The organism is Siccibacter colletis, from assembly GCF_000696575.1.
GTDB lineage: Bacteria > Pseudomonadota > Gammaproteobacteria > Enterobacterales > Enterobacteriaceae > Siccibacter > Siccibacter colletis.
Genome location: NZ_JMSQ01000022.1, coordinates 19,382 through 34,708, shown reverse-complemented (window position 1 = coordinate 34,708; position 15,327 = coordinate 19,382). Strand labels below are relative to the sequence as shown.

Below are 15,327 nucleotides of genomic sequence, written 5' to 3'. Positions count from 1 at the left end.
GGACCATCGTAACCCTTGATGCGGAACTCGCCCTCTTCGATCTCGTAGCCGTCACAGCCCGGGTTGTTACCGCAGACGTGCAGCTTACGCTTGGGATCGATAAGGTAGCTGTCCATCGCCGTGCCGCATTTCTGACAGCGGCGTTTGGCGCGCAGCGCGTTAGTTTCAGCATCGTCACCTTCCAGCACGTTCAGAACTTCGTTCTCAGGCACCAGATTGATGGTGGTTTTGCAGCGCTCTTTCGGCGACAGCGCATAGCCTGAGCAACCGAGGAACACGCCGGTACTGGCGGTACGGATACCCATCTTGCGACCGCAGGTCGGGCAATCGATGGTCGTCAGCACCATCTGATTCGGGCGCATACCGCCCTCTTCAGGATCTTTTTCAGCGGTATCGAGTTGCTTGGTAAAGTCGCTGAAGAAGTTGTCCAGTACCTTTTTCCACTCGGCCTGATGGTTCGCCACCTGGTCGAGGCTGCTCTCCATCTGCGCGGTAAAGTCGTAGTTCATCAGCTCGCGGAAGTTCTCTTCCAGGCGATCGGTGACGATTTCACCCATTTTTTCGGCGTAGAAACGGCGGTTTTCAACCCGCACATAGCCACGATCCTGAATGGTCGAAATGATGGATGCATAGGTAGACGGACGACCAATACCGCGTTTTTCCAGCTCTTTTACCAGCGACGCTTCGCTGAAGCGCGCAGGCGGTTTAGTGAAGTGCTGAGCAGGCATCAGTTCAATCAGCGACAGCGTGTCACCCTGATTTACCGCAGGCAGGGTGCGATCCTCATCGCCTTTACGCAGCGCCGGCATCACACGGGTCCAGCCATCGAAGCGCAGGATACGACCGCGCGCCTTCAGGCGGAACTCGCCCGCGCCAACGGTCAGCGTCGTGGAGTCATACTGGGCCGGTACCATCTGGCAGGCCACGAACTGGCGCCAGATCAGCTGGTACAGCTTCTGGGCGTCGGTTTCCATGTCCTTCAGCGACTCGGCAACCACGCTCACGTCGGAAGGACGAATGGCTTCATGCGCTTCCTGAGAGTTGTCTTTGCTGGCGTACTGGTTCGGCGACTCCGGCAGGTATTTTTTACCGAAGCTGCTGTCAATATAACCCCGCACCATGCTGATGGCATCCTGACTCAGGTTGGTGGAGTCGGTACGCATATAGGTGATGTAACCCGCTTCATACAGACGCTGAGCCATCATCATGGTTTTCTTCACGCCGAAGCCCAGACGGGTACTCGCCGCCTGTTGCAGGGTGGAGGTAATAAAGGGTGCGCCAGGCTTGCTGCTGGTCGGCTTATCTTCGCGCTCCAGCACGCTGTAACGTGCCTTTTCCAGCACGCTGACCGCGGCCATGGTCTGTTCGCGGTTGTCCGGGCGGAATGGCTTATCATTCTGGTGCGTCACCTGCACCGGCAGCGAATCGCCGCCCGGTGTTGCTAACGTAGCATCGACTTCCCAGTACTCTTCCGGGACGAATGCTTTAATTTCACGCTCGCGCTCCACCACCAGTCTCACCGCAACGGACTGAACGCGTCCGGCAGACAGGCCGCGGGCGATTTTCTTCCACAGCAGTGGCGATACCATATAGCCCACTACGCGATCCATAAAGCGGCGCGCCTGTTGGGCGTTGACACGGTCGAGGTTCAGCTCACCCGGTTTCTCAAACGCCTGGCGAATGGCGTTTTTAGTGATTTCATTAAACACTACGCGACTGTAGCGTTTGTCGTCGCCGCCGATGATTTCCCGCAGGTGCCATGCGATGGCTTCCCCTTCGCGGTCAAGGTCGGTTGCGAGATAGATGTGGTCAGCTTTTTCAGCCAGGGCTTTCAGCTCGGAAACCACCTTTTCTTTACCGGGCAGCACTTCATATTGTGCTTCCCACTCATGCCAGGGATCGACCCCCATGCGATTAACCAGCGCGCCGCGTTCATCCTTTTTGGCTTTTTTCGCCGTTTTGGTGGAGGCAGAGTTCGCGCTCTTTTTCGAAGCTGAGCCACTGGTCGGCAAATCCCGGACGTGACCAACGCTGGACTTAACCACGTAGTCATTTCCCAGATATTTATTGATCGTTTTGGCTTTTGCCGGGGACTCAACGATAACGAGAGCTTTACCCATATTCACCTTTACCTAATGTGTTTCGTCCAGGAAGTCGTCGCTTGCCGGATATCCTGCTGCTGACAACGTGCCGTTTAATATCGCGGCAGCGTCAGCAGATATCAACCCCGCATCCTGTTAACGCCTGTTGTTCACAAAGCACACGTTACTGAAATAACGTCTCTTTCTCTCTCAGCCGTTGCGGCGCGACGGAAGTTCGGTCGAATGTCAAGCAAATCTGATGCCTGATTTATGAAAGCGTCACACTCTACCTGATAAAATTCGTTACGCAACTTTATTAGCATGCAATCAGGGTTCATGCCAGAAAGCGCCCTCCTGCGATAACCCTGTTTGTAGCAGGGGAAATTTGCGCTGCGCCCGGGGACAGCAGTACACTTACGTCAGTTTGTAAGGAGCTAAAAATATGCAAGAAACTACCCAACCTATCGATAGTGAACGTCTGCTGGCCGAAGCTAACCGCCTCATCCGTGCACATGACGACTACATTGCCGGGATGGTGGCTACCAGCGTTACGCAGAAAAACGGCGTGCTGGTTTTCGGCGGCGAGTACTTTCTTGATGAGCAGGGCCTGCCAACCTCGAAAAGCACCGCGGCATTTAATATGTTCAAGTATCTGGCCCACACGCTTTCTGAGAAATATCATCTGCAGGAGTAAAAAAAAGCGAGGCTCATGCCTCGCTTCTTTATTACTGCTACAGCAGCGGTTTCTGACCACGCTGCCAGAGGCGCAGCAACACGCCTTCTGCGCTTTTCGCTGCGCTACCCGTGAAGCGATCCATCAGTTTTTTACGCTGGGCAAACCGGATAGAAACCACGTCGTGCTGCTTCATCAGCGTCAGCAGCAGGTCATCGCTGGTCGAAACCTCATCCACCAGCCCTTTTTCCTTCGCCTGAATACCGTACCAGTGCTCCCCGGTGGCGACTGCGTCAATATCTAAAGATGGACGCATTTCGTGAACAAATGCTTTAAAAAGCTGGTGCGTTTCATTCAGATCTTCACGAAACTTTTCACGCCCCTCGTCGGTGTTTTCGCCCAGCAGCGTCAGCGTACGTTTGTACTGACCGGCGGTATGCAGTTCGATGTCGATGTCGTTACGCTTAAGCAGGCGGTTAAAGTTAGGGATCTGCGCCACCACCCCAATGGAGCCGAGAATGGCAAAAGGTGCTGCGACAATTTTGTTTGCCACGCAGGCCATCATATACCCGCCGCTGGCGGCAACTTTATCTACCGCCACGGTAAGCGGAATATTACGCTCGCGCAGACGCTGAAGCTGTGAGGCGGCAAGCCCGTAGCCGTGAACCACGCCGCCGGGGCTTTCGAGACGCACCAGCACTTCATCCTGCGGTTTCGCTACTGCCAGCACGGCGGTGACTTCCTCGCGCAGCGATCCCACTTCGTGCGCATCCATGCTGCCCTTAAAATCGAGCACATAGACTTTCGATTTGCCCGGCGCGGCGCGTTCTCCACGTTTCGCCCGTGCTTTGGCCTCTTTGGCCTCCTGCTTACGCTTTTTCTTCTGCTCTTTGTGCCAGGCTTTTTGTTCATGCGGCTCGAGGAAAGCAACGGCCACCTCTTCCTGCATCTCTTTATACTCTTCACTCAGGTTGGTTACCCGCAGCTCTCCCTTATGCTGCTTTTTACGCTGCGCCACGTTCACAATCAGGGTAACGACAATGGCAATAGCGACCACCACCGTTGCGATTTTGGCTAAGAACAATCCATACTCAGCAAGTAATTCCACAGATTCCGCCTTAATATCAAGCATTCACAATTGTTACAGTCTACCCGACGCGGGTAGTTGCGTCTCGCCTCAACTATAAACATGCGAGGCAGCTTCCTAAATTTCTTCATTGCCGTGAAACCTTTGCAAAATGTTAACCACGCGGATTGTCTCCTCCGGGCTGATTGAATTCACTGTCATATTGAGGCATAAAGCGGGGACCAACGCGACATGAAACGGGCCGCTTAGCAACGACGCCGGCCACAGGAGCCTTCCGTGCACTACCAACCTCAATACGATCTGCTGCAAAACCGCATTATCCTCGTCACTGGCGCCACCGACGGTATCGGTAAAGAAGCTGCACTCACCTACGCCCGCTACGGCGCGCAGCTTGTTCTGCTCGGGCGCAACGAAGAAAAGCTGCAGCAGGTTGCGCAGGCAATCCACCAGCAGGGTTACGCGCTGCCGCAGTGGGCGGTGCTGGACATGGCGACCGCGACCCGCGCGAACTGTGATGCGGTGGCGCAGCAGGTTGAAGCGATGGCGCCGCGCCTCGACGGCGTGCTGCACAATGCCGGCGTGCTCGGGGATATCGTGCCAATGGATCAGCAGCAGGAATCGCGCTGGCTGGAGGTGATGCAGGTTAATGTTAACGCTACCTTTTTCCTGACCCAGGCGCTGCTGCCTCTGCTGTTGAAGTCCGATTCCGGTTCGCTGGTCTTTACTACGTCCAGCGTAGGCCGTCAGGGCCGCGCCGACTGGGGTGCCTATGCGGTATCAAAATTCGCCACTGAAGGGATGATGCAGGTGCTGGCCGAAGAGTATAAACAGCATAACCTGCGGGTTAACTGTATCAATCCGGGTGGAACGCGTACCAAAATGCGCGCCAGCGCCTTCCCGACCGAAGACGCCGGCAAATTAAAAACGCCGCGCGATATTATGCCGGTTTACCTCTGGTTGATGGGAGATGACAGCCGTCGTAAAACCGGCATGAGCGTGGACGCGCAGCCGGGCCGCAAAGCGGGTATTGCCGAATGAGTGACGATCGCCACCAGCAGCGCCAGCAAAAAGTAAAAGAAAAAGTGGATGCCCGTATCGCGGCCGCCCAGGAAGAGCGCGGCATCCTGATGGTATTTACCGGCAACGGGAAAGGTAAAACCACCGCCGCCTTCGGCACGGTCACGCGCGCCATCGGTCACGGTAAAAAAGCGGCTGTCATTCAGTTCATCAAAGGTGAATGGCCCAACGGCGAGCGCAACCTGCTGGAGCCACACGGCGTGGAGTTCCAGGTGATGGCAACGGGATTTACCTGGGATACACAGAATCGCGAAACCGACACCGCCGCCTGCCTCGCCGTCTGGCAGCACGCGGAACGGATGCTGGCTGATCCGGCGCTGGATCTGGTGGTGCTGGATGAGCTTACCTATATGGTGGCGTACGACTACCTGCCGTTGGAAACGGTGCTGACGGCGTTACAAAATCGCCCCGCGCAGCAGACGGTGATTATCACCGGGCGCGGCTGTCACCGCGACATCACGGCAGTAGCCGATACGGTGACCGAGATGCGCCCGGTCAAACATGCGTTTGATGCCGGTATTAAGGCGCAACTGGGGATCGACTACTGAGAGCGGCTCCCCGCGTCATGGGGGAGCCGAAAGGATTAGCTGTTTTTGTTGCGGGTACTGCCCTGACGCGTGCTGCCGGGACGGCTACTGCTGCTGCGACGGGTGTTGTTATTGTTGATTTCGCTGTGGCGTTTTACCGCCCGGCGGATCTGGTTCGCCTTCATGCGGCGACGATCTTTCTCAACTGCCACTTTGCTGGCGGTTTCCGGCGTTAATTCCACCAGTTCGCGCAGATAGTTGGTCTGTGCGAGATCCAGTTCGGTATAGCCGCCGCGCGGCAGGCCTTTTGGCAGCAGGATGTCGCCGTAGCGCACGCGAATAAGACGGCTCACCTGCACGCCTACCGCTTCCCACAGGCGACGCACTTCACGGTTACGCCCTTCGGTCAGGGTGACGTTATACCACTGGTTGATGCCTTCCCCGCCGGTAAAGCGAATGGTTTTAAACGCCGCCGGACCGTCTTCCAGCTGTACGCCGCGGCCCAGCTCACGGATTTTTGCGTCGTCCACTTCACCAAACACACGCACGGCGTATTCACGCTCAACTTCGCGGCTCGGGTGCATCAGACGGTTCGCCAGCTCGCCATCGGTGGTGAACAGCAGCAGACCGCAGGTATTGACGTCGAGACGGCCTACCGCGATCCAGCGCGCGCCGCGCAGTTTTGGCAGGCGATCGAATACCGTCGGGCGACCTTCCGGATCGTTGCGGGTGCACAGCTCGCCTTCCGGCTTGTAATACGCCAGCACGCGGCAGATCTGCTCTACCGATTCTTTGACCGCAACCAGGTGACCGTCAATGCGGATTTTAAGGGCTGGCGTCACTTCTACGCGGTCGCCGAGGGTGGCAATTTTGCCATCAACGCTCACGCGACCGGCTTCAATTTTGGCTTCGATTTCGCGGCGCGACCCGTGACCTGCGCGCGCCAGGACTTTCTGTAACTTTTCGCTCATGGAGCTTCCTTTGAGTGTCGCCTTCCCAGGCGTCGGAGTGGGTGTACTAAATAGGGTAGAAAATCAACGTATTACGTTTTTTCAGACCGGATATTATACCTGCTTTGTTGGCTGCTGTAACGGCATTTATTCAGTGCGCCCGGCGCTGATTACCCGGCTGAAAGGGAGGCAGAATAAGTTATCTATGTGTTTGATTTACGTTAGGTAATCGTAATTAACGATTAATTACCCGGGTAATAATGCCGATGAATTAGTAAGAACAGTAATAATTATAAGGAAATAATAATGAACAAAACTCTGTTACTGCTGTTGAGTTTCACCTGCGGCGCAGCGCTGGCAGCGGACACCGGTTCCGCAACCATCAAAGCACAGTCTCAGTCCCTGATTCGTCAGGCCGGACACCCCTGTAACCTGGTCAACGGCGTCTACCCTGCGGCCTTTGGCGGCTCGGTGACCGTGGTGTGCGATGATGATCTCCGCTACGTCATTAAAAACAAAGGCGGGAATTTTGTGGTGGAGGAAGCGGAATAGTCAGCGTGTTAACGCCGCCGCAGGGTGCGGCGGCATGACATTTACAGGAACGGTGTGAGGTCGCCCACCCCTTCACGCAGGATCACCGGGGCGTCATCGGTAAGATCGATAACCGTAGTAGGCTGCTGGCCCAGATAGCCGCCGTGAATAATCAAATCCACCTGCTTCTCCAGCCGATCCTTAATCTCATCCGGATCGGACTCGGTAAACTCGTTCCCGGGCAGCATCAGCGACGTCGAGAGCATCGGCTCGTTCAGCGCTTCCAGCAACGCTATCGCAATAGGATTCGACGGCACGCGCAGGCCGATGGTTTTACGCTTCTCCTGCAACAGGCGGCGCGGCACCTCTTTCGTCCCTTTCAGGATAAAGGTGTAGTTGCCGGGCGTATTGTTTTTTATCAGCCTGAACGCCACGTTATCGACATGCGAATAGGTAGATAACTCCGACAAATCGCGGCACATCAGGGTGAAGTTATGCCCGTCCGGCAGATGACGAATGCGGCAGATGCGCTCCATCGCGCCTTTATCTTCGAGCTTACAGCCCAGAGCGTAACCGGAGTCGGTCGGGTAGATAATCACGCCGCCCTTACGGACGATCTCAACGGCCTGGTTGATCAGCCGCTGCTGTGGGTTATCGGGATGAATATAGAAGAACTGGCTCATACTACCTCTCTTTGTATCGCTTCCGGTGGCGTCCAGCGTGCCCATACTGGCTCAAGGCCTGCCGGCATCCAGAGTTTACGGCCAAGCTCAATCCAGGCGCAGGGCTGATGAAAATCGGATCCCTGCGAGCCAAGCAGCCCATACTGCCCGGCCCAGGCGCTAAGCTGGCTGCGCTCATTAGGTGCCTGCTGGCACTGCGCGACCTCCATTGCATCGCCGCCCTTTTCCGCGAACCACGCCAGTAGCCGTTTCAACCACTTTGTGGAGAGACCGTAGCGACCGGGGTGCGCAACGACGGCAAGCCCACCGGAATGATGAATGACATCAATGGCTTGTTCTATTGTACACCACTGCGGCGGGACATAGCCGGTTTTCCCTTTCGCCAGATAATGTTTGAAAACATCGGCCATGTTGTTCGCACGCCCGTCTTCGATGAGAAACCGGGCGAAGTGGCCGCGGGTAACTGCCCCGCCATCGGCCAGACGCTGCGCCCCTTCCAGCGCACCGGGAATACGCGCTTTAGCGAGGCGCTCCGCCATCATCACCGCCCGCTGACGGCGCTTGTCTGCCTGTTCGGCCAGCAGCTGAACCAGCGCCGGATGGTCAATGTCCATGTTGAGCCCGACGATATGGATCTCGTGATTTTCCCACAGCGTGGAAATTTCAACGCCGTTGATCAACGTCAGCGGCAGGCCGGCGCGCGCAATTTCTGCCCGTGCCGGGGCGATACCCTGGGTGGTGTCATGGTCCGTGATCGCCAGCGTGCCAACGCGCATTTCAACGGCGCGATGCACCAGCTGCTCGGGGGTCAATACGCCGTCCGACGCGGTGGTGTGGCTGTGCAGGTCATAAATCAGGGGAATTTCGGGTGTGCTCAAAACGACTCCAGGCCAGTGAAACGGATAATTCAGCGGCCATGATAACGATTCCTGATAAATATCTGAAACCTGGGGTTGACTTTATTTCATTGAACTAGTTAACTAGTACGCAAGTTCACGCACAACAGGGTATCTGACATGAAAGCACGTATCGCACTTCGCATCTGGTGGCGCAGCTCCTGATATCGGGCGGTGTATTCACATGTGCGTTCCACGCAATCAGATACCAGGCCCGCTTAACGCGGGCTTTTTTTTGAGCAGCATTATAACGAGAGCAGATCATGCAAACACAAAAACCGGCACTCGAACTTCTTAGCGCTGACGGGCAGTACCGGGATAACCCGACGGCGCTGTTTAATCAGCTCTGCGCCAGCCGTCCGGCTACCCTGCTGCTGGAATCAGCGGACATCGACAGTAAAGATGACCTGAAAAGCCTGCTGCTGGTGGATAGCGCGCTGCGCATCACCGCTCTGGGTGACACCGTCACTATTACCGCACTGACCGAGAACGGCACCGGTCTGTTAACATTGCTTGATGAGGCTCTGCCTGCGGGCGTAGATAATCAACCCTGTGCTGATGGCCGTACCCTACGCTTTCCTGCCGTGAGTAATCTGCTCGATGAAGATGCCCGCCTGTGTTCCCTTTCGGTATTTGATGCTTTCCGCCTGCTGCAAAACCTGGTCACCGTTCCCGCCGACGAACGCGAAGCGATGTTTTTTGGCGGACTGTTCGCCTATGACCTGGTAGCCGGCTTTGAAGAACTGCCTGCCCTGCGCACGGAAAATAGCTGCCCGGACTACTGCTTCTATCTGGCCGAAACCTTACTGGTGATCGACCACCAGAAAAAAAGCACCCGCATTCAGGCCAGCCTGTTTACCCCGTCAGTAACAGAGCGTGAGCGCCTCACGGCCCGCATGGCAGAGATCAAACAGCAGTTTACTCTGCCTGCCGCCCCGCTGCCGGTCGAGGCCGTGCCGCAGATGCAGGCTGGCTGTAGCCAGACCGATGATGAATTCGGCAGCGTGGTGCGCGCCATGCAGAAAGCGATCCGCGCCGGGGAAATCTTCCAGGTAGTGCCGTCGCGTCGCTTTACGCTGCCCTGCCCGTCGCCGCTGGCGGCGTACGACACGCTGAAAAAGAGCAACCCCAGCCCGTACATGTTTTTTATGCAGGATCGCGACTTCACGCTGTTCGGTGCCTCGCCGGAAAGCTCCCTCAAGTATGACCAGACCTCGCGTCAGATTGAGATCTACCCGATTGCCGGAACCCGCCCGCGCGGACGTCGCGCTGACGGCTCGCTGGATCGCGACCTCGACAGCCGCATCGAACTTGAAATGCGTACTGACCATAAAGAGCTGTCTGAGCACCTGATGCTGGTGGACCTGGCGCGCAATGACCTGGCGCGCATCTGCACACCAGGAACGCGCTACGTCGCCGACCTGACCAAGGTTGATCGCTACTCCTTCGTCATGCACCTGGTATCGCGCGTAGTGGGCGAACTGCGTCACGATCTCGACGCACTGCATGCCTATCGCGCCTGCATGAATATGGGCACCCTCAGCGGCGCACCAAAGGTGCGCGCGATGCAGCTTATCGCCGACGCGGAAGGCACACGCCGCGGCAGCTACGGCGGCGCGGTGGGTTACTTCACTGCGCATGGCGATCTCGATACCTGCATCGTGATTCGTTCAGCCTGGGTGGAAAACGGCATTGCCACGGTGCAGGCCGGGGCCGGCGTGGTACTGGACTCGGTGCCGCAGTCTGAAGCCGACGAAACCCGCAATAAAGCCCGCGCGGTACTGCGCGCTATCGCTACCGCACACCATGCTCAGGAGATTTTCTGATGGCTGACATTCTGCTGCTCGATAACTTTGATTCCTTTACGTACAACCTGGCAGATCAGCTGCGCGCGAGCGGTCATAACGTGGTGATCTACCGCAACCACGTCCCGGCTCAGACATTGATTGACCGCCTGGCGACTATGGACAACCCGGTGCTGATGCTCTCCCCCGGCCCCGGCACGCCGTCCGAAGCAGGCTGTATGCCGGAGCTGCTGACCCGCGTCCGCGGCACGCTGCCGGTGATCGGCATCTGCCTCGGTCATCAGACGATTGTCGAAGCCTATGGCGGTTACGTGGGCCAGGCGGGCGAGATCCTGCACGGCAAAGCATCCAGCATTGAGCATGACGGTCAGGGAATGTTCAGCGGCCTCGCCAACCCGCTGCCGGTTGCGCGTTACCACTCGCTGGTCGGGAGCGACATCCCGGCCGGGCTCACCGTCAATGCGCACTTCAACGGCATGGTGATGGCGGTACGTCACGATACCGACCGGGTGTGCGGTTTCCAGTTCCATCCCGAATCCATTCTCACCACTCAGGGGGCACGCCTGCTGGAGCAGACCCTGGCCTGGGCGCTGACCCGGCAGCAGCCGCAGAATGCTATCCAGCCGATCCTTGAGAAACTCTATGGCGCGCAAACGCTGAGCCGCGAAGAGAGCCACCAGCTGTTCAGCGCTGTGGTACGCGGCGAGCTGAAGCCGGAGCAGCTGGCTGCCGCGCTGGTAAGCATGAAGGTGCGCGGCGAGCAGCCGGTTGAGATCGCCGGTGCCGCTTCCGCCCTGCTGGAAGATGCCGCCCCGTTCCCGCGCCCCGACTACCCGTTCGCTGACATCGTCGGCACCGGCGGCGACGGCAGCAACAGTATTAACATCTCTACCGCCAGCGCCTTTGTTGCTGCGGCGCTGGGGCTGAAAGTGGCGAAACACGGCAACCGCAGCGTGTCCAGCCGCTCTGGCTCTTCGGACCTGCTGGCCGCATTCGGCATCAATCTTGATATGAGCGCGGAAGCCTCCCGCGAGGCGCTGGACGATCTCGGGGTCTGTTTCCTGTTTGCTCCGAAGTACCACACCGGGTTCCGTCACGCCATGCCGGTGCGCCAGCAGTTGAAAACCCGCACGCTGTTCAACGTGCTCGGCCCGCTGATTAACCCGGCGCATCCGCCGCTGGCGTTGATCGGCGTTTACAGCCCGGAACTGGTATTGCCGATTGCTGAAACCCTGCGTGTGCTGGGCTATAAGCGGGCTGCAGTGGTGCACAGCGGCGGAATGGATGAGGTTTCGCTGCACGCCCCGACGTTTGTCGCGGAGCTGCACAATGATGAGATCACAAGCTACCAGCTTACTGCGGAGGACTTCGGTCTGGCGCCGTACCAGCAGGAGGAGCTGGCAGGCGGTACGCCGGAAGAAAACCGTGACATTCTTACCCGCCTGTTACAAGGTAAAGGCGAGCGCGCGCATGAAGCGGCGGTGGCGGCAAACGTTGCCATGCTGATGCGCCTGCACGGAAAAGAAGACTTAAAAGCCAACGCACAACAGGTGCTGACAGTGCTACATAACGGGGGCGCTTACGACCGCGTCACCGCGCTGGCAGCCAGAGGGTAAAACATGCAGACCGTTTTAGCGAACATCGTCGCGGACAAAGCGATTTGGGTGGAAGCCCGCAAAGCGCAGCAGCCGCTGGCCAGCTTTCAGAATGACGTCACACCCAGCACGCGCAACTTTTACCATGCCGTGCAGGGTGCGCGTACCGCTTTCATTCTGGAAGTGAAAAAGGCCTCACCGTCCAAAGGTGTGATCCGTGAAGATTTCGATCCGGCGCAGATCGCCGGGGTTTACAAGCACTACGCCTCCGCGGTCTCGGTGTTGACCGACGAGAAGTACTTCCACGGCAGCTTTGATTTTCTGCCGGTCGTCAGCGGGATCGTTGCCCAGCCGGTGCTGTGCAAAGACTTTATTATCGACCCCTACCAGATTTATCTGGCGCGCCACTACCTGGCGGATGCCTGCCTGCTGATGCTGTCGGTGCTGGACGATGAGCAGTATCGCCAGTTGGCGGCGGTGGCTCACAGCCTGAATATGGGCGTGCTGACCGAAGTCAGTAATGAAGAGGAGCTGGAGCGCGCTATCGCCCTGGAGGCGAAGGTGGTGGGGATTAACAACCGCGACCTGCGCGATCTCTCTATCGACCTTAACCGCACCCGAGAACTGGCGCCGCGCCTCGGCCCTGGCGTGACGGTGATCAGCGAGTCGGGAATTAATACCTACGGCCAGGTGCGCGAGCTCAGCCACTTCGCTAACGGCTTTTTGATTGGCTCGGCGCTGATGTCCGAGCCGGATCTGACCCAGGCGGTGCGTCGCGTGCTGCTTGGCGAAAACAAAGTGTGCGGGTTAACCCGCCCGGAAGACGCCGCCGCGGCGTATGAAGTGGGGGCCATTTACGGCGGGCTGATTTTTGCTGAGAGCTCACCGCGCGTGATTGGCATTGCCGAGGCGCACGCCGTGATGCAGGCCGCCCCGCTGCGCTATGTGGGCGTGTTCCGCAACCAGCCGGTCAAAGAAATTGCCCGCGTGGCCCAGACCCTCGGTCTTACTGCCGTGCAGCTCCACGGTGACGAGACCCAGAGCGACATCACCGCCCTGCGTGCCCTGCTGCCAGCACAGGTGCAGATCTGGAAAGCACTGAGCGTGCAGGAGAGCGTGCCGACGCGGGATTTCACCGATGTGGATCGTTACGTGTTTGATAACGGCCAGGGCGGGACCGGGCAGCGTTTCGACTGGTCGCTGTTACAGGGTGAGAACCTTGATAACGTGATGCTGGCCGGCGGCCTTGGGGCTGATAACTGCGTGGAAGCCGCAAAACTTGGCTGCGTCGGACTTGATTTCAACTCGGGCGTCGAGAGCGCACCGGGGATAAAAGATGCCACTAAACTGGCGGCGCTGTTTCAGACGCTGCGGGCTTATTAAGGAAAACGAATGACGACTTTACTCAATCCATGGTTTGGTGAATTTGGCGGCATGTACGTGCCGCAGATCCTGATGCCGGCGCTGCGTCAGCTGGAAGAAGCCTTTGTCAGCGCCCAGAGCGATGCCGAATTCCAGGCGCAGTTCACCGACCTGCTGAAAAACTACGCCGGCCGCCCCACTGCGCTGACGAAGTGTCAGAATCTGACCACCGGCACGCGCACCACGCTGTACCTCAAGCGTGAAGATCTGCTGCATGGCGGTGCGCACAAAACCAACCAGGTGCTGGGTCAGGCGCTGCTGGCAAAGCGCATGGGCAAAACCGAAATTATCGCCGAGACCGGCGCGGGACAACACGGCGTGGCGTCGGCGCTTGCCAGTGCCCTGCTGGGCCTGAAGTGCCGCATCTATATGGGTGCCAAAGACGTGGAGCGCCAGTCGCCGAACGTATTCCGTATGCGCCTGATGGGTGCCGAAGTGATCCCGGTCCACAGCGGCTCTGCCACGCTGAAAGACGCCTGTAACGAGGCGCTGCGCGACTGGTCCGGCAGCTACGACCGGGCGCACTATATGCTCGGCACCGCGGCGGGTCCGCACCCGTTCCCGACCATTGTGCGCGAATTCCAGCGCATGATTGGCGAAGAGACCAAAGCGCAAATCCTCAAAAAAGAGGGTCGTCTGCCGGATGCAGTGATTGCCTGCGTCGGCGGTGGCTCCAACGCCATCGGTATGTTTGCCGACTTCATCGATGAGACCAGCGTCGGGCTGATTGGCGTAGAGCCGGCCGGACATGGCATTGAAAGCGGCGAGCACGGGGCTCCGCTCAAACACGGGCGCGTAGGCATCTATTTCGGCATGAAGTCGCCGATGATGCAGACCGAAGACGGCCAGATTGAAGAGTCCTATTCCATTTCTGCCGGGCTGGACTTCCCGTCCGTCGGGCCGCAGCATGCCCATCTCAACAGTACCGGGCGCGCAGAGTACGTGTCGATTACCGATGACGAAGCGCTGGACGCGTTTAAAACCCTGTGCCGTCAGGAAGGGATCATTCCGGCGCTGGAGTCCTCCCATGCGCTGGCCCACGCGCTGAAAATGATGCGTGCAGATCCGGAAAAAGAGCAGCTGCTGGTGGTCAACCTCTCCGGTCGCGGCGATAAAGACATTTTCACCGTTCACGATATTTTCAAAGCCCGAGGGGAGATGTAATGGAACGTTATGATCAGCTGTTTTCCCGCCTCGCCGCACGCAACGAGGGCGCATTTGTTCCCTTCGTCACGCTGGGCGACCCCTCGGTCGAGCAGTCGCTGAAGATCGTTGATGCCCTTGTCGAGGGCGGTGCGGATGCGCTGGAGCTGGGTATTCCCTTCTCCGACCCTCTGGCGGATGGCCCGACCATACAGGATGCGACGCTGCGCGCCTTCGCGGCGGGCGTCACGCCCGGCCAGTGCTTTGAGATGCTGGCGACGATCCGTGAGAAATACCCGACGCTGCCCATCGGCCTGCTGATGTACGCAAACCTGGTGTTCAGCAACGGTGTGGATGCGTTTTACGCCCGCTGTGCGCAGGTGGGTGTCGATTCGGTACTGGTCGCCGATGTGCCGGTCGAGGAGTCGGCGGAGTTCCGTCAGGCGGCGATGCGCCATAATGTTGCGCCGATCTTTATCTGCCCGCCAAATGCTGATGACGATCTGCTGCGCCAGATTGCCTCCTACGGGCGCGGCTATACCTATCTGCTGTCCCGCGCCGGGGTGACCGGGGCTGAAAATCGCGCCAGTCTGCCGCTGGGGCACCTGGTCGATAAGCTGAAGGAGTATCACGCGGCACCGGCGCTACAGGGCTTTGGTATCTCTGAGCCATCCCAGGTCCGCGACGCGCTGGGTGCGGGCGCAGCGGGTGCGATTTCCGGTTCGGCGGTGGTGAAGATCATTGAGAAAAACCTTGGGGATCGGGAAGCGATGTTGTCGGAACTGAACGCCTTTGCCAGCGCGATGAAGGCAGCTACCCGCCAGGCGTAAAACCATTCCCGCCCGATGTGAAGTGCA

At 58.2% G+C, this 15,327-nt stretch carries 14 protein-coding genes and 1 other annotated feature; of the genes, 9 read left to right on the top strand and 5 right to left on the bottom strand.

Going from position 1 to position 15,327, the window contains the following annotated elements:
• On the bottom strand, positions 1-2,120 hold a 2,120-nt coding region (gene topA / locus ET34_RS0117095; RefSeq protein ID WP_031524090.1), incomplete at its 3' end, for a type I DNA topoisomerase.
• Between the two features lie 403 nt (positions 2,121-2,523).
• On the opposite strand from topA, the gene ET34_RS0117090 reads away from it, so the two are divergent.
• Entirely contained in the window at positions 2,524-2,775 is a 252-nt protein-coding gene (locus ET34_RS0117090; protein WP_031524087.1) for a YciN family protein, read from the top strand.
• A gap of 37 nt (positions 2,776-2,812) precedes the next feature.
• On the opposite strand, the gene sohB is transcribed toward ET34_RS0117090, so the two are convergent.
• Positions 2,813-3,862 carry a protease SohB gene (gene sohB, locus ET34_RS0117085; RefSeq protein WP_035891670.1) on the bottom strand — a complete coding sequence of 350 codons (1,050 nt, stop codon included), beginning with the start codon at positions 3,860-3,862 and terminating at the stop codon, positions 2,813-2,815.
• Positions 3,863-4,117: 255 nt separating this feature from the next.
• Here sohB and ET34_RS0117080 point away from each other — a divergent pair, with 255 nt between their 5' ends.
• Together ET34_RS0117080 and cobO are read left to right on the top strand one after the other, a co-directional pair.
• Complete coding sequence (locus tag ET34_RS0117080) at positions 4,118-4,879, top strand: YciK family oxidoreductase (protein ID WP_031524083.1); 762 nt, start codon at positions 4,118-4,120, stop codon at positions 4,877-4,879.
• Positions 4,876-5,466, top strand: a complete 591-nt coding sequence (gene cobO, locus ET34_RS0117075; RefSeq protein WP_031524081.1) for a cob(I)yrinic acid a,c-diamide adenosyltransferase — start codon at positions 4,876-4,878, stop codon at positions 5,464-5,466. Before ET34_RS0117080 ends, cobO begins: the two co-directional genes overlap by 4 nt.
• A gap of 35 nt (positions 5,467-5,501) precedes the next feature.
• On the opposite strand, the gene rluB is transcribed toward cobO, so the two are convergent.
• Positions 5,502-6,416 carry a 23S rRNA pseudouridine(2605) synthase RluB gene (rluB, locus tag ET34_RS0117070; RefSeq protein ID WP_031524079.1) on the bottom strand — a complete coding sequence of 305 codons (915 nt, stop codon included), beginning with the start codon at positions 6,414-6,416 and terminating at the stop codon, positions 5,502-5,504.
• Positions 6,417-6,701: 285 nt separating this feature from the next.
• Here rluB and ET34_RS0117065 point away from each other — a divergent pair, with 285 nt between their 5' ends.
• Complete coding sequence (locus ET34_RS0117065) at positions 6,702-6,947, top strand: hypothetical protein (protein WP_031524077.1); 246 nt, start codon at positions 6,702-6,704, stop codon at positions 6,945-6,947.
• Positions 6,948-6,988: 41 nt separating this feature from the next.
• On the opposite strand, the gene ET34_RS0117060 is transcribed toward ET34_RS0117065, so the two are convergent.
• Positions 6,989-7,609 (bottom strand): L-threonylcarbamoyladenylate synthase, encoded by a 621-nt coding sequence (locus ET34_RS0117060; RefSeq protein ID WP_031524076.1) that lies wholly within the window; start codon positions 7,607-7,609, stop codon positions 6,989-6,991.
• On the bottom strand, positions 7,606-8,487 hold the full coding sequence (rnm, locus tag ET34_RS0117055; protein WP_031524074.1) for an RNase RNM: 882 nt from the start codon (positions 8,485-8,487) through the stop codon (positions 7,606-7,608). Before rnm ends, ET34_RS0117060 begins: the two co-directional genes overlap by 4 nt.
• A gap of 159 nt (positions 8,488-8,646) precedes the next feature.
• Positions 8,647-8,742 (top strand) — a sequence feature (Trp leader region).
• A gap of 26 nt (positions 8,743-8,768) precedes the next feature.
• On the opposite strand from rnm, the gene ET34_RS0117050 reads away from it, so the two are divergent.
• The 5 genes from ET34_RS0117050 to trpA are packed head-to-tail and all read left to right on the top strand — an operon-like array spanning position 8,769 to position 15,300.
• Positions 8,769-10,331: an anthranilate synthase component 1 gene (locus ET34_RS0117050; RefSeq protein ID WP_031524072.1), complete on the top strand. Its 1,563-nt coding sequence runs from the start codon at positions 8,769-8,771 to the stop codon at positions 10,329-10,331.
• The gene (gene trpD, locus ET34_RS0117045; protein WP_031524070.1) at positions 10,331-11,926 is read left to right on the top strand and encodes a bifunctional anthranilate synthase glutamate amidotransferase component TrpG/anthranilate phosphoribosyltransferase TrpD; all 1,596 of its coding nucleotides are present in this window, start codon (positions 10,331-10,333) and stop codon (positions 11,924-11,926) included. Before ET34_RS0117050 ends, trpD begins: the two co-directional genes overlap by 1 nt.
• 3 nt (positions 11,927-11,929) lie before the next feature.
• A complete protein-coding gene (gene trpCF / locus ET34_RS0117040) occupies positions 11,930-13,288 on the top strand; it encodes a bifunctional indole-3-glycerol-phosphate synthase TrpC/phosphoribosylanthranilate isomerase TrpF (protein WP_031524069.1) in 1,359 nt (452 codons plus the stop codon).
• A gap of 9 nt (positions 13,289-13,297) precedes the next feature.
• Entirely contained in the window at positions 13,298-14,491 is a 1,194-nt protein-coding gene (gene trpB, locus ET34_RS0117035; RefSeq protein ID WP_031524067.1) for a tryptophan synthase subunit beta, read from the top strand.
• Positions 14,491-15,300: a tryptophan synthase subunit alpha gene (gene trpA, locus ET34_RS0117030; protein WP_031524065.1), complete on the top strand. Its 810-nt coding sequence runs from the start codon at positions 14,491-14,493 to the stop codon at positions 15,298-15,300. Before trpB ends, trpA begins: the two co-directional genes overlap by 1 nt.
• Positions 15,301-15,327: the final 27 nt, after the last annotated feature.

Coding starts and splice junctions, on each gene's coding strand:
- ET34_RS0117090 (WP_031524087.1), top strand. CDS start 2,524: ATGCAAGAAACTACCCAACCTATCGATAGTGAACGTCTGCTGGCCGAA.
- cobO (WP_031524081.1), top strand. CDS start 4,876: ATGAGTGACGATCGCCACCAGCAGCGCCAGCAAAAAGTAAAAGAAAAA.
- rluB (WP_031524079.1), bottom strand. CDS start 6,416: ATGAGCGAAAAGTTACAGAAAGTCCTGGCGCGCGCAGGTCACGGGTCG.
- ET34_RS0117065 (WP_031524077.1), top strand. CDS start 6,702: ATGAACAAAACTCTGTTACTGCTGTTGAGTTTCACCTGCGGCGCAGCG.
- ET34_RS0117060 (WP_031524076.1), bottom strand. CDS start 7,609: ATGAGCCAGTTCTTCTATATTCATCCCGATAACCCACAGCAGCGGCTG.
- ET34_RS0117050 (WP_031524072.1), top strand. CDS start 8,769: ATGCAAACACAAAAACCGGCACTCGAACTTCTTAGCGCTGACGGGCAG.
- trpD (WP_031524070.1), top strand. CDS start 10,331: ATGGCTGACATTCTGCTGCTCGATAACTTTGATTCCTTTACGTACAAC.
- trpCF (WP_031524069.1), top strand. CDS start 11,930: ATGCAGACCGTTTTAGCGAACATCGTCGCGGACAAAGCGATTTGGGTG.
- trpB (WP_031524067.1), top strand. CDS start 13,298: ATGACGACTTTACTCAATCCATGGTTTGGTGAATTTGGCGGCATGTAC.
- trpA (WP_031524065.1), top strand. CDS start 14,491: ATGGAACGTTATGATCAGCTGTTTTCCCGCCTCGCCGCACGCAACGAG.